The sequence below is a fragment of the Halomonas sp. DP4Y7-1 genome (genome assembly GCF_019800705.1).
GTDB classification, from domain to species: domain Bacteria; phylum Pseudomonadota; class Gammaproteobacteria; order Pseudomonadales; family Halomonadaceae; genus Halomonas; species Halomonas litopenaei_A.
The window spans coordinates 1-24,112 of record NZ_JAHVKS010000001.1 but is presented as its reverse complement, the minus strand read 5'-3'; the positions used below and the strand labels follow the sequence as shown (position 1 = coordinate 24,112).

The 24,112-nt window shown below is 60.7% G+C and carries 21 protein-coding genes; 10 read left to right on the top strand and 11 right to left on the bottom strand.

Annotated features, from left to right (window positions below; translation table 11 throughout):
* Nucleotides 1-124 precede the first annotated feature (124 nt).
* Both tsf and rpsB read right to left on the bottom strand, forming a co-directional pair.
* Nucleotides 125-994, bottom strand: a complete 870-nt coding sequence (gene tsf / locus KUV72_RS00105; RefSeq protein WP_206940319.1) for a translation elongation factor Ts — start codon at nucleotides 992-994, stop codon at nucleotides 125-127.
* Nucleotides 995-1,143: 149 nt separating this feature from the next.
* Nucleotides 1,144-1,887 (bottom strand): 30S ribosomal protein S2, encoded by a 744-nt coding sequence (gene rpsB, locus KUV72_RS00100; RefSeq protein WP_206940321.1) that lies wholly within the window; start codon nucleotides 1,885-1,887, stop codon nucleotides 1,144-1,146.
* Between the two features lie 422 nt (nucleotides 1,888-2,309).
* Between rpsB and map the strand changes: the two genes are divergently transcribed.
* From map to KUV72_RS00065, 7 genes are all read left to right on the top strand, one after another.
* A complete protein-coding gene (gene map, locus KUV72_RS00095; RefSeq protein WP_206940323.1) occupies nucleotides 2,310-3,101 on the top strand; it encodes a type I methionyl aminopeptidase in 792 nt (263 codons plus the stop codon).
* Nucleotides 3,102-3,107: 6 nt separating this feature from the next.
* Nucleotides 3,108-5,783 (top strand): [protein-PII] uridylyltransferase, encoded by a 2,676-nt coding sequence (locus tag KUV72_RS00090; protein ID WP_206940325.1) that lies wholly within the window; start codon nucleotides 3,108-3,110, stop codon nucleotides 5,781-5,783.
* Between the two features lie 114 nt (nucleotides 5,784-5,897).
* On the top strand, nucleotides 5,898-7,094 hold the full coding sequence (gene dapC, locus KUV72_RS00085) for a succinyldiaminopimelate transaminase (RefSeq protein ID WP_222237047.1): 1,197 nt from the start codon (nucleotides 5,898-5,900) through the stop codon (nucleotides 7,092-7,094).
* Between the two features lie 39 nt (nucleotides 7,095-7,133).
* Entirely contained in the window at nucleotides 7,134-7,472 is a 339-nt protein-coding gene (locus KUV72_RS00080; protein ID WP_206940329.1) for an arsenate reductase, read from the top strand.
* A 37-nt stretch (nucleotides 7,473-7,509) separates the two neighbouring features.
* Entirely contained in the window at nucleotides 7,510-8,535 is a 1,026-nt protein-coding gene (gene dapD, locus KUV72_RS00075) for a 2,3,4,5-tetrahydropyridine-2,6-dicarboxylate N-succinyltransferase (RefSeq protein ID WP_222237046.1), read from the top strand.
* Nucleotides 8,536-8,580: 45 nt separating this feature from the next.
* Nucleotides 8,581-9,777 (top strand): succinyl-diaminopimelate desuccinylase, encoded by a 1,197-nt coding sequence (gene dapE, locus KUV72_RS00070; protein WP_222237045.1) that lies wholly within the window; start codon nucleotides 8,581-8,583, stop codon nucleotides 9,775-9,777.
* 7 nt (nucleotides 9,778-9,784) lie between these two features.
* The gene (locus KUV72_RS00065; RefSeq protein WP_206940833.1) at nucleotides 9,785-10,171 is read left to right on the top strand and encodes a hypothetical protein; all 387 of its coding nucleotides are present in this window, start codon (nucleotides 9,785-9,787) and stop codon (nucleotides 10,169-10,171) included.
* Nucleotides 10,172-10,243: 72 nt separating this feature from the next.
* Here the strand turns inward: KUV72_RS00065 and KUV72_RS19950 are convergent, their stop codons facing one another.
* The gene (locus tag KUV72_RS19950) at nucleotides 10,244-10,708 is read right to left on the bottom strand and encodes a cold-shock protein (protein WP_206940336.1); all 465 of its coding nucleotides are present in this window, start codon (nucleotides 10,706-10,708) and stop codon (nucleotides 10,244-10,246) included.
* A 134-nt stretch (nucleotides 10,709-10,842) separates the two neighbouring features.
* Here KUV72_RS19950 and KUV72_RS00055 point away from each other — a divergent pair, with 134 nt between their 5' ends.
* Nucleotides 10,843-11,121: a SlyX family protein gene (locus KUV72_RS00055; protein ID WP_206940338.1), complete on the top strand. Its 279-nt coding sequence runs from the start codon at nucleotides 10,843-10,845 to the stop codon at nucleotides 11,119-11,121.
* 290 nt (nucleotides 11,122-11,411) lie between these two features.
* Here KUV72_RS00055 and trxB read toward each other — a convergent pair whose 3' ends face one another.
* The 3 genes from trxB to KUV72_RS00040 form a co-directional block, all read right to left on the bottom strand.
* Complete coding sequence (gene trxB, locus KUV72_RS00050; protein WP_206940341.1) at nucleotides 11,412-12,365, bottom strand: thioredoxin-disulfide reductase; 954 nt, start codon at nucleotides 12,363-12,365, stop codon at nucleotides 11,412-11,414.
* Between the two features lie 233 nt (nucleotides 12,366-12,598).
* On the bottom strand, nucleotides 12,599-13,201 hold the full coding sequence (locus KUV72_RS00045; protein WP_206940343.1) for a peroxiredoxin: 603 nt from the start codon (nucleotides 13,199-13,201) through the stop codon (nucleotides 12,599-12,601).
* 235 nt (nucleotides 13,202-13,436) lie between these two features.
* Entirely contained in the window at nucleotides 13,437-13,646 is a 210-nt protein-coding gene (locus KUV72_RS00040) for a CPXCG motif-containing cysteine-rich protein (RefSeq protein WP_206940345.1), read from the bottom strand.
* A gap of 209 nt (nucleotides 13,647-13,855) precedes the next feature.
* Between KUV72_RS00040 and acnA the strand changes: the two genes are divergently transcribed.
* Nucleotides 13,856-16,600 carry an aconitate hydratase AcnA gene (gene acnA / locus KUV72_RS00035; RefSeq protein ID WP_206940347.1) on the top strand — a complete coding sequence of 915 codons (2,745 nt, stop codon included), beginning with the start codon at nucleotides 13,856-13,858 and terminating at the stop codon, nucleotides 16,598-16,600.
* Nucleotides 16,601-16,765: 165 nt separating this feature from the next.
* On the opposite strand, the gene KUV72_RS00030 is transcribed toward acnA, so the two are convergent.
* The 5 genes from KUV72_RS00030 to KUV72_RS20035 all read right to left on the bottom strand — a co-directional run bounded on the left by KUV72_RS00030 (nucleotide 16,766) and on the right by KUV72_RS20035 (nucleotide 23,319).
* Complete coding sequence (locus KUV72_RS00030) at nucleotides 16,766-18,445, bottom strand: NAD-dependent malic enzyme (RefSeq protein WP_222237044.1); 1,680 nt, start codon at nucleotides 18,443-18,445, stop codon at nucleotides 16,766-16,768.
* 237 nt (nucleotides 18,446-18,682) lie between these two features.
* The gene (gene trpS, locus KUV72_RS00025; RefSeq protein WP_206940351.1) at nucleotides 18,683-19,717 is read right to left on the bottom strand and encodes a tryptophan--tRNA ligase; all 1,035 of its coding nucleotides are present in this window, start codon (nucleotides 19,715-19,717) and stop codon (nucleotides 18,683-18,685) included.
* A 165-nt stretch (nucleotides 19,718-19,882) separates the two neighbouring features.
* Nucleotides 19,883-20,998: an alanine dehydrogenase gene (ald, locus tag KUV72_RS00020; protein ID WP_222237043.1), complete on the bottom strand. Its 1,116-nt coding sequence runs from the start codon at nucleotides 20,996-20,998 to the stop codon at nucleotides 19,883-19,885.
* Between the two features lie 308 nt (nucleotides 20,999-21,306).
* Nucleotides 21,307-21,951, bottom strand: a complete 645-nt coding sequence (locus KUV72_RS00015; protein WP_222237042.1) for a hypothetical protein — start codon at nucleotides 21,949-21,951, stop codon at nucleotides 21,307-21,309.
* Between the two features lie 906 nt (nucleotides 21,952-22,857).
* Entirely contained in the window at nucleotides 22,858-23,319 is a 462-nt protein-coding gene (locus KUV72_RS20035; RefSeq protein ID WP_409995877.1) for an SMI1/KNR4 family protein, read from the bottom strand.
* A gap of 539 nt (nucleotides 23,320-23,858) precedes the next feature.
* Here KUV72_RS20035 and KUV72_RS00005 point away from each other — a divergent pair.
* Nucleotides 23,859-24,112, top strand: a 254-nt coding sequence (locus KUV72_RS00005) for a DUF1153 domain-containing protein (RefSeq protein ID WP_222237040.1), incomplete at its 3' end; no start/stop codon positions are given.

Genomic DNA, 24,112 nt, shown 5'->3' with positions numbered 1-24,112 from the left:
GTGACGGTCGGTCAGGCCGTACGCTCACCGCTGACGCATACACGAAGGCGTGCGCTTTCGCGCACGCCATCTTTACACTGTGCTAGCACAGTATGGAACCTTGGGCCTCGGGAAACACATCCCTTTAGCTACGCTTGGCCTGTTCCATGACTTCCTTGGCGAAGTCGACCTCTTCCTTCTCGATGCCCTCGCCCACTTCGAAGCGAGTGAAGCCGATCACTTCACCACCGGCGGCCTTGACGAACTCGGCCACGCTCTGGTTCGGATCCTTGACGAAGGGCTGCTCGGTCAGGCTGTTCTCGGCCAGGTACTTCTTCAGGCGGCCCTGCACCATCTTCTCGGCGATCTGCTCGGGCTTGCCCGCCATATCCGGCTGCGCCAGGATGATGGCCTTTTCCTGGTCGAGCGCTTCCTGAGGCATGTTCTCAGGACGAGCAACGGCCGGGTTGATCGCAGCCACGTGCATGGACACATCCTTGGCGGCTTCCTGAGTGCCACCCTTGAGCTCGGTCAGCACGCCGATGCGGCCACCGTGCACATAGGCACCCACCAGGTTGCCGTCAGCCGCATCGACGACCACAGCGCGACGCACGCCGATGTTCTCGCCGATTTTCTGGACCAGCTGCTCACGAGCAGTTTCCAGCTCGCCAGCGGTCACAGCGGCGACGTCTTCGCTCTTGGCAGCGAAGAAGGTATCCGCCACCTTGTCGGCAAACGCCTTGAAATTGTCGTCACGAGCAACGAAGTCGGTCTCGGAGTTGATCTCGACCATCACGCCGTAGCTGCCGTCCTCGGACACGCGAGTCACGACAACGCCTTCAGCAGCGGTACGACCCGCTTTCTTGGCGGCCTTGAGACCAGAGTTCTTGCGCAGATCCTCAATGGCCTGCTCGATGTCACCGCCGGCTTCGGTGAGTGCCTTCTTGCACTCCATCATGCCGAGCCCGGTACGCTCGCGCAGTTCCTTGACCTGGGAGGCGCTGATAGCTGCCATGGTATTCACCTCTAAATGGTTCGACCTGGGTGTCGGAGAGGCCCTCGGCTTGACCGCGGGCCAGAGTAGAGAAAAGGGGGCCTCGGCCCCCTTTGCGCCTGTCCGGCGTGGATCGCTTGCGCGATCAGCTGGCCCAGGCGGGCCGAAGCTTACTCGGCAGCAGCGGCGGCATCGCCTTCGCTGTCGGTCACTTCGACGAACTCATCGGGGCGACCTTCCTTTGCACGACCGCAGGCATCGGCGATGGCCTTGACGTAGATCTGGATGGCGCGGATGGAGTCATCGTTGCCCGGGATCACGTAGTCGACGCCGTCCGGATCGGAGTTGGTGTCAACCACGCCGATGACCGGGATGCCCAGCTTGTTCGCTTCGTTGATAGCGATACGCTCGTGGTCGACGTCGATCACGAAAAGTGCGTCCGGCAGGCCGCCCATTTCCTTGATACCGCCGATGGAGCGCTCGAGCTTCTCTTGCTCGCGAGTCGCCATCAGGACTTCTTTCTTGGTCAGCTTCTCGAAAGTACCATCTTCGTGCATGGTCTCGAGTTCGCGCAGACGCTTGATGGACTGACGAATGGTCTTGTAGTTCGTCAGCATGCCACCGAGCCAGCGGTGGTTGACGAACGGCTGACCAACGCGGTTGGCTTCTTCCTTGATGATCTTGCTCGCGCTACGCTTGGTACCGACGAACATGATCTTGTTGTTGGCAGAGGCCATCTTCTCGACCACATCGATCGCCTCGTTGAGCGCCGGAAGGGTATGCTCGAGGTTGATGATGTGAATCTTGTTACGAGCGCCGAAGATGAACTTGCCCATCTTCGGGTTCCAGTAACGTGTCTGGTGACCGAAGTGTGCGCCTGCCTTGAGCAGGTCACGCATATTGACGTGTGCCATGGATGACTCCTGAAAAATCGGGTTAGGCCTCCATGCACCCCATGGATCCGACCAGAGGTTTCCCTCAGGCACCCGGGACCATGTGTCGGTGCATGTGTGTTTTCAAGGCTCGAGGCTTCCACTGTGAAAGCCTCTTCTGTTTGCCGCCTTCCCGTAACGCGCCGCCTGGCGAGGGCGTCGCAGGCAGGGAGCGAAGGATCGTAACCCTTCCTTATCTCACCCGCTCCGTGATCGACACACCCATGCAGGGAACGGCGATTGCAGGAAAGCGCGCAGCTTTATACCATGGATGACTTTCGAATTGAAGTCGCCCAGCGTCTCGCGCGCTCGACGCCGCCGCATCGACACCCGCATACGGCCATTCTGCGCTGTGTCAGCCGCAGCCTCCTTCCCCATGGCGACCCCACACAGATCGAGATTCCATGAACGTACCCATCAAGACGCCCGACGAAATCGAAAAAATGCGCGAAGCCGGCCGCCAGGCGGCCAGCGTGCTGGAGATGATCACCCCTCACGTCGTCGCTGGTGTCAGCACCGGCCACCTGGACAAGCTGTGCCACGACTACATCGTCAATGAGCTCGGCTCGACCCCTGCCCCGCTCAACTATCATGGCTTTCCCAAGTCCATCTGCACCTCGATCAACCATGTGGTCTGCCACGGCATCCCCGACGACAGCAAGAAGCTGAAGAAGGGCGACATCATGAACATGGACATCACCGTGAAGACTGCCGATGGCTATCACGGCGACTCCAGCGTCATGTTCATCATCGGTGACACCATTCAGGGCGAGCGCCTGTGTCGCGTCACCCAGGAGTGCCTGTACCGCAGCATGGCGCTGGTACGCCCCGGGGTGCGGCTGTCCGAGCTCGCCCGCGCCATTGAAAGCCATGCCCAGGCCAACGGCTACTCCGTCGTTCGGGACTTCTGCGGCCACGGCATCGGCGCCGGCTTTCATGAGGATCCCCAGGTACTGCACTACGATGGCTACGCCCCGGAAGCCGACATCGAACTGGCGGCCGGCATGTGCTTTACCATCGAGCCAATGATCAACGTCGGCGACCATCGCACCAAGGTGCTGCGCGATGGCTGGACGGCGGTCACCAAGGACAAGGGACTGACTGCCCAGTGGGAGCACACCCTGCTGGTGACCGAGACCGGGGTCGAGGTGCTGACCGCTCGCTCGGATGAAGACCTGTCCTTCCTCGAGCGCTGAGAGCCCATGCTGCTGCACCACTACCGCTTCGCACCGGAATTCGAGCTGTTCGACGTCGACGACTTTGCTCGCCAGCTCGACGGCCAACGTTCTCCCATCGCTCCGTTCAAGGGGGCGCTAAAGGAGATTCAGGCCCGTCTCGATGAGCGCTTCCTGGGAGGCGCAGACATCCGTGACCTGGTTCGCGGGCGGGCCTGGTGCCTCGACCAGCTGCTGGCCCTGGCCTGGTCACGCCAGACGGGACTGGACGACGGGGTTGCCCTGCTCGCCGTGGGCGGCTACGGCCGCGGCGAACTGCATCCGCATTCCGATATCGACCTGATGTTCCTGCTGAAAGACGATGACGACACCCCTTATCGGGAAGCGTTGACCTCGTTTATCACCTTTCTGTGGGACATCGGCCTGGAAATCGGCCATAGCGTGCGCTCGCTCAACGACTGCGCGCGCGAGGCCGAAGCCGACGTCACCGTCATCACCAACCTGCTGGAATCTCGCACCATTGCAGGGCGGGAGGCGCTGCGCCAGGCCATGCGTGAGCGGCTGGCGGCGGAGCACATGTGGCCGGCGGATCGCTTCTTCGAAGCCAAGTGGCAGGAACAGATCGCCCGCCACTATCGTTTCAACAACTCCGAGTATCATCTGGAACCGAACATCAAGAGCTCACCCGGTGGGCTTCGCGATATCCAGATGATCGGCTGGGTCGCCAAGCGCCATTTCGATACCGAGTCCTACGAGGATGTGGTGGCCAAAGGCTTCATGAACGACGCCGAACACCGCATCCTGAGCCAGGGCCAGGCGTTCCTGTGGCAGGTTCGCTACGCCCTGCACATGCTCACCGGGCGCGCCGAAGACCGCCTGCTGTTTGACCATCAGAACACCATCGCCGAGCTGTTTGGCTATCGCGACAACCCTGAGCGTCTGGCGGTGGAGCAGTTCATGAAGCGCTATTACCGTCATGTCACCGCCCTGGCTGGGCTCAATGACATGCTGCTGCAGCACTTCGACGAGCAGATCCTGCGCCCCGACGAGCCGATTGCGGTCACCCCGCTCAACGAGCGCTTTGAAGTCGCCGGTGGCTACATCCAGGTACGCTCGCGCACCCTGTTTCGGGACCAACCCTCGGCCCTGCTCGAGCTGTTCTACCTGATGGCAGAACATCCTGAAATTGAGGGCGTGCGCGCCGATACCATTCGCCTGATCCGCGACCATCGACACCTGATGGACGATCGCTACCGCGACGACCCTCGCCACCAGGCGCTGTTCATGGCGCTGTTGCGCTCTTCCGGCAATGTCGCGCGCCAGCTCCGTCGCATGAACCGCTATGGCGTGCTGGGCAAGTATCTGCCGGCCTTTGGCCAGGCGGTCGGCCTGATGCAGCACGACCTGTTCCACATCTACACGGTAGATGCCCACACTCTGCGCCTGCTGAAATGCCTGCATGGATTCCGCAAGCCGGAGTCCAAGAAGGAATTTCCCGTCGCGGCCACCCTGATCCACCAGGTGCCCAAGATGGACATCCTGTGGATTGCCGGACTGTTTCACGACATCGGCAAGGGCCGCGGCGGTGACCATTCGCTGATCGGAGCGCGCGAGGTCGAGGTCTTCGCTGAGCGACACGGACTCAGCCAGCGCGACACCCGCCTGGTCAGCTGGCTGGTGGAGCATCACCTGCTGATGTCGATGGTGGCCCAGAAGCGGGACATCACCGACCCCGAAGTGATACGTGACTTCGCCGCCACGGTGGTCGATGAGACGCGCCTGGACTACCTGTACATTCTCACCGTCGCCGATATCACCGCCACCAATCCGACGCTGTGGAATGGCTGGCGCGCGTCGCTGATGCGCCAACTGCACGCCGAAACACGGCGCGCCTTGCGTCGCGGACTCGAGAACCCGCTGGAGCGTGACGACTGGGTGCGCGAAACCCGTGAAGAAGCCCACTCGCTACTGGCGACCATCGGCGCCGACATGGCGCGGGTAGATGCCCTGTGGCGCTCTCTGGGAGAAGACTTCTTTCTGCAGTACGCGCCGAGCGAAGTGGTCTGGCAGACCCAGGGCATGCTCGACCACGCCGGCAGCGACATGCCGCTGATCCTGATCAATGCCCCCACCGACGATATGCCCGAAGGCGGCACCAAGGTGTTCATCCATACCCGCTCCGTGGATGACCTGTTCGCCGCCACCGCCGCGGCAATGGAGCAACTTGGTCTGTCGATCCACGACGCCCGCATCGCCACCTCGCTCAATGATTGGACGCTGAATACCTTCATCGTGCTCGACGATCACGACCAGCCGATTCGCGACGCCGTGCGCCTGGAGGAGATTCGCCGCCATCTGGTCGAGGAACTGGATGATCCGGACGACTACCCCACCATCGTGACACGCCATACACCGCGCCAGCTCAAGCATTTCAAGGTCGCCACCCAGGTCGCCATTGAACAGGACCCCAACGGTGAACGCACCTTGCTGGAGCTTACTGCCCCTGACCGTCCAGGCCTGCTGGCCCGGGTCGGCAGCATCTTCATGGAGCAGGGCATCACACTGTCGGCGGCCAAGATCGCGACCCTGGGCGAGCGCGTCGAAGACGTGTTCTACGTCACCGACCGCGCCGGCCTCCCGATCACCGACCCGCAGCGCCAGCAGGCGCTGCGCGAGCGACTGATCGAAGTGCTCAGCGTGTAACGACGGGGAGCCGTCGGCGCCCGTGCATTTGAGGCGGGCCCGACGCTTCCCTATAATCGCCGACAGCCCCATTCCCGCGATGACAACGACGCCCCAAGGGCGCGCCAGGACCTCATGAACCCTGATCTCGATGCCTTGCAACCGTATCCCTTCGAGCGCCTGGCGGCGCTGAAGGCCGACCTGACGCCACCGGCGCACCTGAGCCACAGGCCGCTGACCATCGGCGAACCCCAGCATCCGCCCTACCAGGCGGCACTGGACGCCCTGGTGCGCCATCAGGGGGAATTCGCGCGCTACCCCGCGATCGCTGGTCTGCCACCATTGCGCCAGGCCATCGCCGCCTGGGCCAGCCGCCGCTTTGCTCTGCAAGGCCTGGATGCCGAGCGCCAGGTATTACCGGTCAATGGCACGCGGGAAGCCATCTTCGCCTTCGTCCAGGCCTGCCTGGACCGCTCACGTCCGGCGCGTGTGGTGGTGCCCAACCCGTTCTACCAGATCTATGAAGGCGCCACCTTGCTGGCCGGCGGCCAGCCGCTCTATCTGGACTGCCGTGCTGACAACGGCTTCCGGCCAGACCTGTCCGCCATCGATGCCGACACCTGGCGCGACGTTCAAATGGTGTTCATCTGCTCACCGGGCAACCCCACCGGCGCCGTAACGCCCCTCGAGGATTTTCAGCAGCTGATCCGCCTGGCCGACGAACACGATTTCATCATCGCCTCGGACGAGTGCTACTCGGAGCTGTATCTGGACGAACAGGCGCCACCTCCGGGCCTGCTCGAAGCTGCCGCCGCCATGGGGCGCCACGACTATCAACGTTGCCTGGTCTTCCACTCCCTGTCGAAGCGCTCGAACTTGCCGGGACTGCGTTCGGGTTTCGTTGCCGGTGATGCCGATCTGATCGCTCGCTTCCGTCGCTACCGCACCTACCACGGCTGCGCCATGGCCCTGCCGATTCAGCATGCGTCCATCGCCGCCTGGGCCGACGAAACCCACGTGCGAGACAATCGCGACGCCTATCGCGCCAAGTTCGCGGCGGTCACGGAGATTCTCTCGTCGGTGGTCGACTTTCCTACTCCAGAAGCCAGCTTTTATCTGTGGCCAGCAGTGCCCGACGGTGACGATGAGGCACTGACCCGGCGCCTGTATGCTGAAGCGCATGTCAGCGTGCTACCCGGCAGCTATATGGGCCGGATCGGTGCCGATGGCAGCAATCCCGGCAGTGGACGCCTGCGCCTGGCTCTGGTCGATGAGCTTACCGCCACCTGCGAGGCAGCAGAACGCATTCGACACCTGCTGGCCAGCGGCTGACGTCGCTGCCACCACGACGCCCCACTTCGAGGACAGGCCATGCTGACGCTCTATGTGATCAAGAACTGCGACACCTGCCGCAAGGCGCAAAAGGCACTGGACGCAAGCGGACACCCCTACCAGGTGCATGATCTGCGCGCTGACGGTGTCTCTGCCGCCCTGCTCGAACACTTTCTCGAGTCGGTTGCCGTCAAGACGCTGCTCAATACCCGCAGCACTACCTGGCGCCAGCTGCCCGACGACGACAAGCAGGACGTCGACGCCAACAAGGCCCGCGAGCTGATGCTGGCCAACCCGACACTGATCAAACGCCCGCTGCTCGACAAGGGCGATGACATCCTGGTCGGCTATCGCGACGGCGATTACGACGCTCTCTAACCCCGATTGAACACGTTCACTTTAAAGGACATACGGCATGCACAGCTTTGCACTTGGTATCGGCACTCAGAACACCCAGGGCGACTGGCTCGAGGTCTACTATCCAGCCCCCCTGCTGACCCCTGACGCCAGCCTGGTCGAGGCCGCAGCCAAGGTCCTCGATGCGCCCACGGGCACCGCCGTGGTCAGCTTCCTGCCCGAGCACTGCCAGGCCCTGGCTGATGCCCTGCGCGACGCAGGTCATCCAGAACAGGCCGACCTGGCCGCCAGCCTTGCTGCCAGCCAGCGCCCGCTGGTCGCGACCTTCATTGACCAGGACCTGCCTCCGCAGTCGGCCCCCGAGGTCTATCTGAAGCTGCACCTGCTGTCCCACCGTCTGGTCAAGCCGCACCAGCTCGACCTCACCGGCATGTTCGGTCTGCTGCGCAACATTGCCTGGACCAGCGAAGGCGCGATCGACGTCATCGAGCTGCCGGCGCGCCGCCTCAAGGCCCGCCTGGAAGGCCGCACCCTGTCGGTGGACTGCGTCGACAAGTTCCCCAAGATGACCGACTACGTGGTACCCGGCGGCGTACGTATCGCCGATACCGCGCGGGTACGTCTGGGCGCCTACCTGGGCGAGGGCACCACCGTCATGCATGAAGGTTTCGTCAACTTCAATGCCGGTACCGAAGGCCCCGGCATGATCGAAGGACGCATCTCTGCTGGCGTGATGGTTGGCAAGGGTTCCGACCTGGGTGGCGGCTGCTCGACCATGGGCACCCTTTCCGGCGGCGGCAACATCATCATCTCCGTGGGTGAGGGCTGCCTGATCGGCGCCAACGCCGGTATCGGCATCCCCCTGGGCGATCGCTGCACCGTGGAGGCAGGCCTCTACATCACCGCGGGCGCCAAGGTCACCCTCCTCGACGACCAGAACCAGGAAGTTCGCACCCTGGCAGCCCGTGAGCTGGCGGGTCAGAGCGACCTGCTCTTGCGCCGCAACTCGACCAACGGCCGCATCGAGTGCCTGACCAACAAGAGCGCCATCGCCCTGAACGAAGCGCTGCACGCCCACAATTGATCCTGAGTGCGGCGGCCCCAGCCGCCGCCCCTCATCGAGACCGCCATGCCGACTACCGATCTTCCCGCCCCGACCGGCGCAACTGCGCCGTCCGAGACGCTTTCGCCCACCCTGGAGCTTGCCCTCGAGCTGCTGCGTCGTCCATCGGTGACACCGGACGACATGGGCTGCCAAACCCTGATGATCGAGCGCCTGGAGCGGCTTGGCTTCAACGTCGAAACGCTGCGCTTCGGCGACGTCGACAACTTCTGGGCGGTACATGGGCATCATGGCCCCGTCCTGGCCTTCGCTGGGCACACCGACGTTGTACCCACTGGCCCGGAGCACCAGTGGCAGACGCCTCCCTTCGCTCCTGAGATTGATGCCGACGGCATGCTCAGGGGGCGTGGAGCGGCTGACATGAAGGGCAGCCTGGCGGCAATGATCACAGCGGTGGAGCGGTTCATCGAAGAGCACCCCGATCATCCAGGCCGTATCGCCTTCTTGATCACCGCTGACGAGGAAGGACCGGCGGTGGACGGCACCCGTGCCGTGGTCGAATGCCTGCGCGAGCGCAACGAGCGCCTGGACTACTGTATCGTCGGCGAGCCGTCATCGACGGAGCGTCTGGGCGACGTCATCAAGAACGGGCGTCGCGGCTCGCTGGGTGGCGTTCTCACCGTGCGTGGCATCCAGGGACATGTGGCCTATCCGCATCTGGCGCGTAATCCGATCCACCAGATCGCTCCGGCTCTGGATGCGTTGGCCAACGAACACTGGGACTCGGGCAACGACTGCTTCCCTGCGACCAGCTTTCAGGTCTCCAACCTGCGCGCCGGCACGGGAGCCACCAACGTCATTCCTGGCGAAGTGGAGGCCACCTTCAACTTCCGCTTCTCCACCGAGACGACCGACCAGGAGCTGCGTGATCGCACCGAAGCCATCCTGCGTGACTTCGACCTGGACTTCGATATTGACTGGACCTTGAACGGCCAACCTTTCCTGACCCGCGAAGGGGCCCTGGTCGATGCCGCCGTCGCTGGAGTACGTGATATCACCGGCATTACCCCGGTGCTGTCCACCTCCGGTGGCACCTCCGACGGCCGCTTCATTGCCACCCTGGGCACCCAGGTGGTCGAGCTTGGCCCGCTCAATGCCACCATCCACAAGGTGGATGAGCGTGTCCGCGCCGCCGATCTCGATGACCTCAGCCACGTCTATGAAGCCATCCTGACGCGGCTTTTCGCCAGCGCAACGAAGTGAGGTGATGATGGAGCGCTATCCCGATATCGAGATCTACCTGGGCGATTGCGACCCTGAGCGCATCAGTCGCTGGCTGGCAGAGACTATCGACGCTGCACCGCTGGTATCCCGCGGCAAGTTCAAGTGGAGCACTCAAGGGCAGCGCGAAGGCAGCGTGATCCCGGTGTTGCTGGTGGCCAAGGCGGCAGACGGTTTTGCCAGCCTGTGGCTCGACAGCGCCGACTCCCCTTGGGCTACCGACGCAGAGTTCGCCCGCGCGGCGGCCAAGGCGCTGGAGTGCGAGGTCCGCTGTTCCTTGGGCGGCTGGCAGCCTGGCGATGACCCTGACCGCTTCCTGCGGGTGCTGCCCGACGGCAGCGAAAGCGCCTTCGACTGGCCTGACTCCGGCCATTGAGGGACCGGCTCAAACGACGACGCCCCGCACATGGCGGGGCGTCTTCAGGGTAGCGACGATAGCGGAAAGGGGTCAGGTGATGACCGTTACATCGTCGGCTTGCAGCCCTCGCTCATTTTCGACCACGTAATAGCGGACCTTTTGGCCCTCGGCCAAGGTGCGATGTCCGCGACCGCGTATCGCCCGAAAATGCACGAACACATCGTCGCCACCATCACGTGTGATGAAGCCGTATCCCTTGTTGACGTTGAACCATTTGACCTCACCAATCTCGCGGTCGTCATCTTCGACATCGGCAAGATTGACCAGGCGCGGCGTCAGCGCATTAAGCGATAGGGTAGCCAGCAGCAACACGGCAAAGATGGCGCTGGCTGCAGCGACATAGCCGATCAGCAACGCCTCTTCACCGACAACCCCATGCAATGCCTCGACTGACACACCCGTGGCAAGACTCACTGCCAGGGCAATCAGCAGCGGCGCAGGAGCGGCCAGCAGCACACTGATCACACAACAACGAAAGAAAACCCTTTTATTCATGGACGTAAAAAACTCTCTTGGCATGATGTGAAGATAGATGGAAAGACCATGGGATCATCGTCTATGCCAATGACACAGGCGAGACCCTTCCGCCACGACTTCTTGGAAAAAGCCCAAGGCAGGCAGCAGACACGATGAACAGTGACACACCGCAACATGAGTCTATCACGGGTATTGACAAGCCGTCCGCCGATCTAGCAAAGCGTGTCGAAGATTTGGAGAGCCGGCTGGCCTATCAAGAACACTGGCTCGACAGCCTGGATGCGACCATCGCCTCCCAAGAGCGCCGAATGATGGAGCTGGAGCGCATCAACCGCCTGATGCAGCAGCGTTTGCGCGAACTGTCAGCGGATAATGAACGTGACCTTGGTGACGCTCCCGGCCCCGAGGACGAGCTTCCCCCCCACTACTGAAGCCCCCACCTCATAGATAAAAAAACACCGCCAGACGGATGCCTGGCGGTGTTGCTGTCAACGGCCTGACGGGGCGTCAGGCCGCTAGCGCTATGACTTTACTCGAGACCGTCCAGATAACGCTCCACGTCCAACGCCGCCATGCAGCCGCTGCCTGCTGAGCTGACCTTGTGAAAAGGCGCCGGGCGATCACCTCAGACGAGGCTGTCCAGATATCGCTCCACGTCCAACGCCGCCATGCAGCCGCTTCCGGCTGAGCTGACCTTGTGAAAAGGCGCCAGGCGATCACCTCAGACGAGGCTGTCCAGATATCGCTCCACGTCCAAAGCCGCCATGCAGCCGCTTCCGGCTGAGGTAATCGCTTGGCGATAGACATGGTCCATCACATCACCAGCGGCAAACACCCCAGCCACACTGGTCGCCGTGGCGTTACCTTCAAGGCCGGACTTGACCTTGATGTAGCCTCCGGCCATATCCAGCTGACCTTCAAAGATCGCGGTGTTCGGGCTGTGGCCGATCGCGATGAACACCCCAGGGGCGCTGATGTCGCGGGTTGCGCCGGTCTCGACGGACTTGAGTCGGGCACCGGTCACGCCGGTGTTGTCACCCAGCACTTCATCCAGCGTATGGTTCCATACCAGCTCGACATTGCCGTTCTCAGCCTTTTCGAACAGCTTGTCCTGCAGAATCTTTTCCGCCCGCAGGCTATCGCGACGATGCACCAGGGTAACCTTGGAAGCGATGTTGGACAGGTACAGCGCTTCCTCCACCGCGGTATTGCCTCCGCCGACGACGACCACTTCCTGGTTGCGATAGAAGAAACCGTCGCAGGTGGCACAGGCAGACACGCCCTGTCCCATGAACTGCTGCTCGGAGGGCAGTCCCAGATAGCGGGCGCTGGCCCCGGTGGCAATGATCAGGGCATCACAGGTGTAGGTACCGTTATCCCCCTTGAGCGTGAAGGGGCGCTGACGCAGTTCCACTTCATGGATATGGTCAAACAGCACTTCCGTATCGAAGCGCTCAGCGTGACGACGCATCCGCTCCATCAGCTCGGGACCCTGCACACCAGCATCATCACCAGGCCAGTTGTCCACATCGGTGGTGGTGGTCAGCTGCCCACCCGTCTGCATGCCGGTGATCAGCAGCGGCTTCAGGTTGGCCCTGGCAGCGTATACTGCGGCACTGTAGCCGGCCGGGCCGGAGCCCAGAATAATCAGACGTTCGTGGCGCGCTTCACTCATGGCTACCTCACTGGACCAGATGGCTGCAACGTCCAGAGAGAACGTGCAGCAAATTCAGAAAATGATTCGGCAGATTCGCCGCTGGTGACGTCGTCGTGCAGTCATCGAGGAGCTGCGTTCATCACCATGGGCCAAGCTGCGTCTTCTTCACCCTGCCTGCGGCCGACGGGGCGGGCTCGCCGCCCCGTCCACCACTGGCGCCAATCTACCCGAGACTGGCGCCAGCCATACCTTTACAGTGCGCTGGAGTGCGCGCCCAGGTACTTGGCAACACCTTCTGCGGTGTCCTTCATGCCTTCCTGGCCTTCTTCCCAGCCAGCGGGGCACACTTCGCCATGCTTCTGGTGATGCTGCAGCGCCTTGACCATGCGCAGCATCTCGTCAACGTTACGGCCCAGCGGCAGGTTGTTCACCACCTGGTGCTGTACCACGCCGTCTTCGTCGATCAGGAAAGAGGCACGCATGGCAACGCCGGCGTCCGGGTGCTCGATGCCGTAGGCCTGGGTGATCTCGTGCTTGACGTCGGCCACGATCGGGAAACCGACTTCACCGATGCCGCCAGCGTCGGGGCTGGTCTTGCGCCAGGCGTAGTGGGTGAACTGGGAGTCGATGGAGACACCGATCACCTCGACGCCCAGGTCCTTGAACTGCGCCAGACGGTTGTCGTGGGCGATGATCTCGGAGGGGCACACAAAGGTGAAGTCCAGCGGCCAGAAGAACAGCACGCGCAGCTTGCCGTTGCTGTCGGACAGCTTGAAGTTGTCGACGATCTCACCGCTGCCGGTTACGGCGGCAGCTTCAAAATCGGGAGCTTGACGTCCTACCAGTACGCTCATGAAAGTCTCCTTGGGGATTGAAGCGTGATAAGGGAAGCTATCTTTGTTCCCAGCAAGGCGTACAAGACAAGGGCATACCCTAGGCGAGCACGTCCTGCTGGGCCAATCGACCAGCATCACTGGTCCGATAGAGGCTCGCTATTGTCACCTGCCGAGGATGACGCCGCAATGACCCTGTCATTGCTCGGCGGTAATGCGCCTCGCGGCCGCCACTGGCCGGCCACCACTCAAGCGCTTAGATGACCTCGTCATCGTCTCCGGCCACCACGGAGAGGATCTCTTCCGTCACCGGGTCCACCTCGATACGAAAATGAATGGGTGCGCAGCACTGAGAGCAGTCCTCCCAGGTTTCGTGGCTGCCCTGGGACGTGTCCACCAACACCTCGATGGTGGCATCGCAGTAGGGACAGTCGAGCGTCCACTCAGGCAATGTCGATTCATGCATGCCACGCCTCCGTGGTTGGCCAAGGCCTATCGAAGGACCCACCATGGGGTTGGCCGACGCTGCTTTCAAGGCCCGATCCGGCACCCGATTTCATCACCATGGTTGAATAACGCAACTATGATGACCAAGTACTACTAAGGGATCTGCCGCAAGACCTCGCCGATCCCCGCGAACCTGGACCGTTCGACTCAATGCCTCAGGAGGAAAGCATGAGCAGTGATTCCCTACCGGATACTCGCCAGACCCTCGACGTTGGCGGGACGCAGTACGATTACTACAGCCTCGCCCAGGCCGCAGACGCCCTGGGGGATATCCAGCGCCTGCCGATGACCCTCAAGGTGCTGCTGGAAAACCAGCTGCGCTTTGCTGACGACGAGAGCGTGTCCAAGGAAGACCTGCAGGCCTTGGTCGACTGGCAGAAGGAAGGCCGCTCCGACCGTGAGATCGGCTACCGCCCGGCGCGGGTACTGATGCAGGACTTCACCGGGGTTCCGGGGGTGGTCGACCTGGCGTCCATGCGCGCTGCCGTGGAAACACTGGGGGAAGAGCCTTCACGGATCAATCCGCTGTCACCGGTCGATCTGGTGATTGACCACTCCGTCATGGTCGACAAGTACGGCGACCCATCCGCCTTCAAGGATAATGTGGCGCTGGAGATGGATCGCAACCGTGAGCGTTACGAGTTCCTGCGCTGGGGGCAGGATGCCTTCGACAACTTCCGCGTCGTTCCTCCGGGAACCGGCATCTGTCACCAGGTCAACCTGGAGTACCTGGGCAAGACGGTGTGGACGCGGGATGACAATGGCAAGACCCTGGCCTACCCCGACACGCTGGTCGGCACCGACTCCCACACCACCATGATCAACGGCCTGGGCGTGCTGGGCTGGGGCGTCGGCGGTATCGAGGCAGAGGCGGCCATGCTGGGACAGCCCGTCTCCATGCTGATCCCCGAGGTCATCGGCTTCAAGCTGACCGGCAAGTTGCGTGAAGGCATTACCGCCACCGACCTGGTACTGACCGTCACCGAAATGCTGCGCAAGAAGGGAGTGGTCGGCAAGTTCGTCGAATTCTACGGTGACGGCCTCAAGGATCTGCCGCTGGCTGACCGCGCCACCATCGCCAACATGGCCCCCGAGTACGGCGCGACCTGCGGCTTCTTCCCGGTGGATGATGAGACGCTGAACTACATGCGCCTATCGGGCCGTGACGAGGCACAGATTGCGCTGGTCGAGGCCTATTGCAAGCAGCAGGGTCTGTGGCGAGAGCCGGGCCACGAGCCGATTTTCACCGATACCCTCGCGCTGGACATGGGCGACGTCGAAGCCAGCCTGGCCGGCCCCAAGCGCCCACAGGACCGGGTTGCCTTGAGCCAGCTCGCGCAGACCTTCGAAAAGCTGATGGCCGACGAGGGGACGCCATCGTCCGATAGCCGCAATGACAAGCTGGGCTCTGAGGGTGGCCAGACCGCCGTCGGTGTCGAGCGCAGCTATCGCCATTCCAGCAGCCAGGACGTCAACTACAAGGGCAAGGATTTCAGCCTTGACCCAGGCGCCGTGGTGATTGCCGCCATTACTTCCTGCACCAATACCTCCAACCCCAGCGTGATGATGGCCGCCGGCCTGCTGGCCCGCAAGGCCAAGCAAAAGGGCCTGACCACCAAGCCCTGGGTCAAGACGTCGCTGGCCCCCGGTTCCAAGGTGGTGACCGACTACCTGGCCGCAGCCGGGTTGCAGGATGATCTCAACGAGCTGGGCTTCAACCTGGTCGGCTACGGCTGTACCACCTGCATCGGCAACTCCGGGCCGCTGCCGGAACCCATCGAAGAGGCCGTGAAGGACGGTGACTTGACCGTGGCCTCGGTGCTGTCCGGTAATCGCAACTTCGAGGGCCGGGTGCATCCGCTGGTGAAGACCAACTGGCTGGCATCACCGCCCCTGGTGGTGGCCTTTGCCCTGGCCGGCAATGTGCGCTGTAACCTGGACAAGGACCCCATCGGCGAAGATAGCCAAGGTGAGCCGGTCTACCTGAAGGATATCTGGCCATCCCAGGCCGAGGTGGCCGAGGCTGTCGAGAAGGTCAACACCGAGATGTTCCACAAGGAGTACGCGGAAGTCTTTGATGGCGACGAGGTGTGGAAAGCCATCAAGGTGCCGGAAAGCGAGGTCTACGAGTGGGACGACAACTCCACCTACATTCAGCACCCGCCCTTCTTTGAGGGCATGGGCAAGGAGCCGGCCAAGGTCGAGGACGTCAAGGACGCCCATATCCTGGCGATGCTTGGCGACAGTGTCACCACGGACCACATCTCCCCTGCCGGCGCCATCAAGCCCGACAGTCCGGCTGGCCGCTACCTGCAGGAAAACGGGGTCAAACCCGTCGACTTCAACTCCTACGGCTCTCGCAGGGGCAACCATGAAGTCATGATGCGCGGCACCTTCGCCAACGTGCGCATTCAAAACGAGATGCTCGATGGTGTGGTCGGTGGCGAGACTCGCCACGTGCCCAGTGGTGAGCAGATGGCGATCTACGATGCGGCCATGAAGTACCAGCAGGAAGGTACACCGCTGGTGGTGGTCGCCGGCAAGGAATATGGCACCGGGTCCTCCAGGGACTGGGCCGCCAAAGGGACCTTGCTGCTTGGGGTACGCGCTGTGCTGGCGGAATCCTACGAACGCATCCACCGCTCGAACCTGATCGGCATGGGCGTGGTACCACTGCAGTTCCCCGAAGGCGAGGACCGCAAGTCGCTGGGCATGACCGGTGACGAGACCGTGTCCATCGAGGGGCTGGATAGCCTGCGTCCCGGTGGCAAGGTCAAGGTGACCATCAAGAGCGACAAGGGCGAGAAGACCTTGGATGCGCTATGTCGTATCGACACCGCCAACGAGCTCGAGTACTACCGCCACGGCGGCATTCTGCACTACGTCCTGCGCAAGATGATCGGCGCCGCCTGATCGGCCAGCCAGGAGCCCCCGCTCCTGGTGTTATCGCCATAAAGACCCTGCTCCGGCAGGGTCTTTTTTGTCTGTGCCGCTAGCGGCAGACTGGAAGCTGCAGCTAAAAACACAGAACCCTGCCGACCGGCAGGGTTCCTCGTGTGGTGTTGACATGCGGGATGATTAAAAGGCGCGACGCCGATAGTCCCTGTAATTCGGACTCCAGCAGCTCTTATCGATATCCCGACGCAACTTGGTGCCGTCACTTTTCAACGCCACCCCTTCATGCTGGGCCTGGGCCGCGACGTCGAAGGCGATGGACTTGGAGATCTCGCGGATACGCGACAGCGGCGGCAGCATGGCGCCCTCGCCTTCCTTGACGATCGGGGCTTCACGCGCCAGCGCACGGGAGGCGGCCATCAACATGGCGTCGGTGACCCTGCGGGCGCCGCTGGCCACCACTCCAAGGCCAATGCCTGGGAAAATGTAGGCATTGTTGCACTGGGCAATGGGAATGGTGCGGCCGTTGATCTCGACCGGGGCGAAAGGACTGCCGGTGGCGACCAGCGCATCACCGTTGGTCCACTCCAGCACGTCAGCGGGCACCGCTTCAGCACGGGAGGTCGGGTTCGACAGCGGCATGATCAGCGGCATCTGGCAGTTGGCATGCATCGCCTTCACCACCTGTTCGGTGAAGATGCCCTTCTGTCCGCACACACCAAGCAGCACCGTCGGTTGCACCTGCTTGACCACCTCCAGCAGGTCCTGGCCGTTCCAACCTTCGACTGACTGTGCGGGGTGTGCCAGGCGCCGCTGGAAGTCTCTCAGCCAGGTCTGATCATCGGTGACCAGGCCCTCGCGATCGACCATGTAGACGCGCTCACGGGCCTGGGACTCGGTCAGCCCTTCGGCCATCATCGCCACGACCACCATCTCGGCAATCCCGCAGCCGGCAGAACCGGCACCCACGAAGACGACCCGCTGACGAGCCATGCCTTCGCCACGCGCCTGGCATGCTGCCATCAATGTCCCCACGCAGACCGCAGCGGTGCCCTGGACATCGTCATTGAAGCAGCACATCTCGTCGCGATAACGCTCCAGCAACGGCATCGCGTTGGCCTGGGCAAAATCCTCGAACTGCAGCAATACCTTTGGCCAACGACGCTTCACCGCCTGCATGAAGGTCTCGATGAACTCGTCGTACTCTTCCTGGCTGATGCGCGGATGACGCCAGCCCATATAGCGGGGGTCATCCAGCAGCTGCTGGTTGTTGGTCCCTACGTCCAGCATGATCGGCAGGGTATTGGCGGGGCTGATGCCGCCACAGGCGGTGTACAGCGACAGCTTGCCGATGGGAATGCCCATGCCGCCGATGCCCTGATCCCCCAGGCCCAGGATGCGCTCGCCGTCGGTGACCACGATCACCTTGACGTTATCCTTGGTGGCACTTCTGAGGATGTCATCCATGTACTCGCGATCCGGGTACGAGATGAAAAGGCCCCGGTGGTTGCGATAGATATTGGAGAATTCCTCACAGGCCTTGCCGACCGTGGGGGTGTAGATGATCGGCAGCATCTCTTCGAGATGGCCGGACACCAGGCGGAAAAACAGCGTCTCGTTATCGTCCTGAATCGCCCTCAGATAGATATGGCGGTCCAGATCATTCTGGCACTGCTGGTACTGGTGATAGGCGCGCTCGACCTGCTCGTCGATGGTCTCGACGTTCTGTGGCAACAGGCCAATCAGGTTGAACTGCAGACGTTCCTTCTGGGTGAAGGCACTACCCTTGTTGAGCAGCGGCATCTCCAACAGAGAGGGGCCAGCGTAGGGAATATAGAGGGGACGCTTAGGTTCTGTGCTCATCTCTCGTCTCGTTTGGTGACTCGGTCAAGGGACTCTTGTCAATCGCCCTTCTCAGGGGGCTCGGTCGAGTCCGAGTACTCTTGCGGTACCCTTTGTGCCCACTCTAGCACGCCAGCGAGCAGGCCCCAGGAAAAGCGGTGGTGCTAGGGGACAGTCATGCGCAGTTTGGCTCAGACCCCAGGAGGCCGACCATAAGGATGCTGCCCCCGTGGGCCGGAGCCAGCATCCCTTGCGGCGTCAGACGAAGCGGCCAAGGCCTGAGGCAATGCGCAGGCGGTCCATCAAGGGAGCCGCCTCGGCCCGGGCACGCTCAGCGCCCTTCTTCAGCACTGACTCGATGTGGCCTGGGTCTTCCATCAGGGCGTGATAACGCTCCCGAGGCTCGCGCAGCTGCTCGTTGAGCAGCTCGAAAACGCGATTCTTGGCATCGCCCCAGCCGATACCGGCGACGTAATCGTCTCGCATGGCCTGGGTATCGGACTCGCTGGCAAACGCAGAGTAGATCTGAAACAGCGTACAGCTGTCGGGGTCTTTCGGCTCGCCGGGCTCGAGCGAATTGGTCTTGATCTTGCGCACCAGCTTCAGAAGCTTCTTCTCAGGCACAAACAGCGGAATGGTGTTGTTGTAGCTCTTGGACATCTTGCGTCCGTCGAGTCCACCAAGCACCTGCACGCGCTCATCCACCACCGCCTCAGGCAGCGTGAAGAAGTCTCCTTTGTACAGGTGATTGAAACGGCCAGCCATGTCACGCGCCATTTCAATGTGCTGAATCTGGTCACGCCCCACCGGCACACGATTGGCCTGGAACATCAGAATGTCCGCAGCCATCAGCACCGGATAACCGAACAGCCCCATGGTGACGCCCTTGTCCGGATCCTGGTTGCCCGCCTCTTCATTGTCCGCCACGGCGGCCTTGTAGGCATGTGCGCGGTTCATCAAGCCCTTGGCGCAGACGCAGGACAGCATCCAGGTCAGCTCGGGAATCTCAGGAATGTCGGACTGCCGATAAAAGATGGCATTGTCGGTATCGAGCCCAAGAGCCATCCAGGTCGCTGCGATTTCCAGGCGTGATTGCTGAACCCGCTGGGGATCCTGACACTTGATCAAGGCATGCAGGTCGGCCAGGAAATAATAGGACTGGACGCTCGGATCGAGACTGGCTTCGATGGCAGGCTTGATGGCACCAACATAATTGCCCAGATGAGGCGTACCGGTCGTGGTAATACCGGTGAGAACCCGGGTCTTGTCGGAGGCTGCGGAAGTAGCGGACATGAACGACACTCTGTATCGGCAAATGCCCGCTATGGTAACGCCAAGGCCGAACGATGGCGACCTGCCCGGCCACATTGCGTCGTGCTGCCAGCAGCGACGCAGTGGACATGCTCAGGGCTCGCCAGTGGAGCGGCGAGCTCTGCCTATCGGGAACAGCGCAGCCCGTCAGCTTAGAACGCTGTCGACACTGACCACAGGAAGTGAGAACGCCTCGCCTACAGCCGCATAGGTCAGCTTGCCGTCGTGCACGTTGAGCCCCGCCGCAAAATGGCGGTCTTCCGCCAGCGCGCGGCGCCATCCCTTATCTGCCAGTGCTACCACAAAGGGTTGCGTGGCATTGGTCAACGCCTGGGTCGAGGTGCGCGCGACCGCACCCGGCATATTGGCCACGCAGTAGTGTACGACGCCATCGACAATATAGGTGGGTTCCGCGTGGGTGGTCGGCCGCGAGGTCTCGAAGCATCCCCCCTGGTCAATGGCCACGTCGACCAGCACCGCACCAGGCTTCATGTCGGCCAGCATGGCCCGGGTAATCAGCTTCGGAGCTGCCGCCCCAGGCACCAGCACCGCACCAATGATCAGATCGGACTCGCGCACCGCCTCATCCAGCGCATCGGCGCAGGAGAACACCGTTTTCATGCGCCCTTGATAGCGGTCATCCAGTGTTTCCAGGCGAGGAATCGACTTGTCCAGCACAGTCACCTCGGCGCCTAGACCCAGCGCCATACGGGCCGCGTTTTCGCCGACGACACCGCCACCAATCACGGTGACCCGGGCCGGCGCGACGCCTGGCACGCCTGGCAATAGCACGCCAGCTCCACCCTGCGCCTTCTCCAGACTATGGGCACCCGCCTGTACCGCCATACGTCCTGCAACAGTGCTCATCGGGGCCAGCAGCGGGAGCCCGCCTTGGGCAGCGGTAATGGTTTCATAGGCGATGCAAGTAGCTCCGCTGTCCAGCAGACCCTTGGTCAGGGTTTCCTCGGCAGCCAGATGCAGATAGGTAAACAGGGTATGCTGGGGTCCTAGCCGAGCCACCTCTTCCGGCTGCGGTTCCTTGACCTTGAGAATCAGCTCCGCCGCCTGAAACAAGGCCTCGACGTCGGCCTCGATGGAGGCACCGGCGGCGATGTAGGCATCATCGCTATAGCCAGCACCGTCACCAGCACCGGCCTGGACCACCACCTGATGGCCACGCTCGCTCAATTCCCGCGCACCACTAGGCGTCAGCGCGACACGGTACTCATGGTTCTTGATTTCCTTGGGTACGGCGATCTGCATGATGGCGTTCTCCACACGTGATAACGATAGCGAGCACCTGTAGTGCTTTTCTCTTCATCACCAGTGAAGCACAAGATTTTTTTGCGGTGGAAGCGCCCCATCAAAAACGGAAAAATCCTTAAAAAGACAGCGACCAGGCAAAACAACCCTCTTCCATCAGAGGGTTAAACAGCAAGACAGACTGGCAAGGCTGGGGGGGGGGAGGAGCGCAGCCCCCTCCCGAACGTCACGGCGTGGCAGCGACCTGGGAGGGGGCGAGGCACTTCAGGAGGGCGGAGAGGTTCTTCGGATTCTGCTCACACCTTCACTTAGTAAAGGGCAAGGAACGCCTTGATCGTATCTTTTAGCGCCATCTCCAGGGGCTGGCTTTCGTCAGTTGCTACTAGAGGATAGACACTCCTGATAAAATGCCTCACTCCATTCACCTCAGCATCAATATAAATAATAAATATCGATGCATCGTTGGGGTTTTCCACCTCCGAGTACACGCCCCTTAAATACTCCTCACCTGAGAAATATTCTTCAAACTCATTCTGGTCCATGACCGTGAAGCTAAAATCCGCCTCATGGTTCATCATCGATGTCGCTACGGCAGCACCGATAAGCCCGAAAACACTACCTGCTGCCTGAGCTTTTAGCGCCTTTCGCATATTCGAATAGATAACAAAATGATGAACCTTGATTTCAACAGCATCCTCGTCAGGCGAAATAGCATCAAATGCCATATGCTGAAACAGCCTTAACGGGGACGGATCTGTCGCATCATGATTCACACGGTATATACCGTAGGCATCACTTGTCACCAGATAACTGAAGGTCTCCAACTCTGACTCTGAAGCCGGCCTAGAATCATGAATAATCACCGACTCCGATTCATGCAAATTATGCACATCCATTTTCATCGGACTGGCGGAGCACCCCACAAGCGCCAAGGCCAACATCAACCAAACCATACATCGCATCTTCACACTCCAGAACATTGTTATTTTCAACAAAAGATCACCTAAGCGTTGTTCAAGGCAGCGCTACTACCGAAAGAGCTTAGCCGCAGGCTCTAAGGGCAACACCTGCGCACAAAGACTCCGCCTGTGGCACACACAATGTGATGTCACACCTGCTTTTTTCATGCCAATACGATGATAGAGACACAGCCATCCGCCAGTAGCATTAGCAGCTGGCGTCCTATCGATCGAGCAACATCACTGCCTCCGCCATCATAGAGCTGAGGCGGTCGCGCCCTGAGCACTCCCGGTCTACAGCAAGCTCAAAGTACGACAATTAACCGAGGGGTTACCAGGCAGAATTATCCTGAATCCAGCATTCGAACGAACAACGTTAGTCACTATCAAGCAATCAAAGAAAAAGCAGGACAGAGTCATTTAAACCGATATCCTAGCTCGCCCTTTGGTGGGCGAAAAAAGGATAACTATCACACTATCTTGAAGTGCCCCCCTCCCGCGCTGCACAGGCTATAGTGCAGCCATCAAGAGGATGACATAAGAAACAAACCTACCGTGAAACGCTAGACTGTGAAGCGCAAGGCCGCTAATTAATGCAAACACCGTCGCTGACGGTATGGTTCGGCGCGTCGCCGGTCTCGACGCGGCTGGCGAGCAGGCCGATATCGCCTCCGGCGCTATGGCTCGCACTGCCTCCGGCCTTAAGGGTGCTACCCACCTGGGGCACGTTATCGGCGGTGGTGACCTGGTAACGACTGACGTCACGTCCAGAGTGGTGGTTCAGTGCTGCAACCTACTCGGCGCTCAACCATCGCCGAGAGCCAACCTTTCAGAACCTTTCAGCTGTTCCAAGTGCAGCCGTTAGTCACTGGACTCTGAACAGCGAGTGGCAGAAACAACTCATAGTTCATATACTCCCTCATGTTTGAGATAAAAAGTAGTGTCTTGATACAATCGAGAAACAAACTCGCAAAACGAAAAGCACACAGGTTTTTTGTCATATGGAAAGTAAACCGCATTCGGATTTTCCGAGCGCGGCCTTAGGACTAAATAACTATAACTACCCATGTCAAAAAACGGCAACTCCCTCTCATCAAATATCTCAGAATCATATTGAAAGCAGACATCGTCGCGACACCAAAGTCTAGTCAAATATTCCACATCTACAATACTGTTAAAATAATCGGATTGTAACACTCCATGCCTGCTTCTGACCAAGTGGCCATGCCCCACAGTAGTGTAAAACTCTCTCAAATCTGAAGGAATATTTATCCCCATACGATTTTCTGCTTCTCGAAGCTGCGCTTCATGGACTCTCCAGAATTCATTACTTAGAGCATTTCCATCATAGCCACTTGGCACATGAAACTGGCATAACTTTTTATACAATTCTCTCACTTTCGACCACCTCAAATTACTGTTATTGCTGTCCAATAACTTTCATCAGATTATTGAAAATTCTATCAGCCCCATGCACCCCACCTTGGTGCTGATCTGGAAATCTAGCAGGCGTAATATTCCATCACTCTATTGGGCCGCCCTTTTTATTCGGTATTAATTCATGGGCATCCCATTTTCTCTCCCGGAGTTTTTCCATTAGGCACTGTAATGCTCCCCTGGTTTCTGCACACCCTACGCCGCTAATGAAGGGTGCACCTGAGGTGCCAAATAGACTAGAGGTTGGTTAACTCCGGGTTGAACTCGACCAGATAGCGCCCCTGGGCCTCGGGGCGCGCACGAACAGGCCATAGTCACCTTCCGGCAGCCGGAAGGACGGCGTCTACGCGATATCGACCCGCAGGAAGGGCGCTTCGCCGAAGACCTATGGGTTGAAAATCAACCCCGTGAAGTGACCCCCTCCCGAGCTGCACAGGCTATAGTGCAGCCATCAGGAGGACAGAATGACTGACGACAATCCCATCAAGCGATGGACCGCGAAGCGCAAGGCCTCCGTGGTCATGGACATCTTCAAGGGCAAGACCACAGCAGCTGAGGTGGCCCGCCAATACGATCTCACCGTCTCCGAGATCGAGGGCTGGGTCGATGAGGCCCAGCGCAGTATGGAAAACGGGTTCAGGGCTCGTCCGAAGGACGTCAGAGAGCAGTACGAATCTGAACTGCGGGAGACCAAAGAGGCGCTGGGTGAGGCCCACCT

Coding starts and splice junctions, on each gene's coding strand:
- tsf (WP_206940319.1), bottom strand. CDS start 994: ATGGCAGCTATCAGCGCCTCCCAGGTCAAGGAACTGCGCGAGCGTACC.
- rpsB (WP_206940321.1), bottom strand. CDS start 1,887: ATGGCACACGTCAATATGCGTGACCTGCTCAAGGCAGGCGCACACTTC.
- map (WP_206940323.1), top strand. CDS start 2,310: ATGAACGTACCCATCAAGACGCCCGACGAAATCGAAAAAATGCGCGAA.
- KUV72_RS00090 (WP_206940325.1), top strand. CDS start 3,108: ATGCTGCTGCACCACTACCGCTTCGCACCGGAATTCGAGCTGTTCGAC.
- dapC (WP_222237047.1), top strand. CDS start 5,898: ATGAACCCTGATCTCGATGCCTTGCAACCGTATCCCTTCGAGCGCCTG.
- KUV72_RS00080 (WP_206940329.1), top strand. CDS start 7,134: ATGCTGACGCTCTATGTGATCAAGAACTGCGACACCTGCCGCAAGGCG.
- dapD (WP_222237046.1), top strand. CDS start 7,510: ATGCACAGCTTTGCACTTGGTATCGGCACTCAGAACACCCAGGGCGAC.
- dapE (WP_222237045.1), top strand. CDS start 8,581: ATGCCGACTACCGATCTTCCCGCCCCGACCGGCGCAACTGCGCCGTCC.
- KUV72_RS00065 (WP_206940833.1), top strand. CDS start 9,785: ATGGAGCGCTATCCCGATATCGAGATCTACCTGGGCGATTGCGACCCT.
- KUV72_RS19950 (WP_206940336.1), bottom strand. CDS start 10,708: ATGAATAAAAGGGTTTTCTTTCGTTGTTGTGTGATCAGTGTGCTGCTG.
- KUV72_RS00055 (WP_206940338.1), top strand. CDS start 10,843: ATGAACAGTGACACACCGCAACATGAGTCTATCACGGGTATTGACAAG.
- trxB (WP_206940341.1), bottom strand. CDS start 12,365: ATGAGTGAAGCGCGCCACGAACGTCTGATTATTCTGGGCTCCGGCCCG.
- KUV72_RS00045 (WP_206940343.1), bottom strand. CDS start 13,201: ATGAGCGTACTGGTAGGACGTCAAGCTCCCGATTTTGAAGCTGCCGCC.
- KUV72_RS00040 (WP_206940345.1), bottom strand. CDS start 13,646: ATGCATGAATCGACATTGCCTGAGTGGACGCTCGACTGTCCCTACTGC.
- acnA (WP_206940347.1), top strand. CDS start 13,856: ATGAGCAGTGATTCCCTACCGGATACTCGCCAGACCCTCGACGTTGGC.
- KUV72_RS00030 (WP_222237044.1), bottom strand. CDS start 18,445: ATGAGCACAGAACCTAAGCGTCCCCTCTATATTCCCTACGCTGGCCCC.
- trpS (WP_206940351.1), bottom strand. CDS start 19,717: ATGTCCGCTACTTCCGCAGCCTCCGACAAGACCCGGGTTCTCACCGGT.
- ald (WP_222237043.1), bottom strand. CDS start 20,998: ATGCAGATCGCCGTACCCAAGGAAATCAAGAACCATGAGTACCGTGTC.
- KUV72_RS00015 (WP_222237042.1), bottom strand. CDS start 21,951: ATGGTTTGGTTGATGTTGGCCTTGGCGCTTGTGGGGTGCTCCGCCAGT.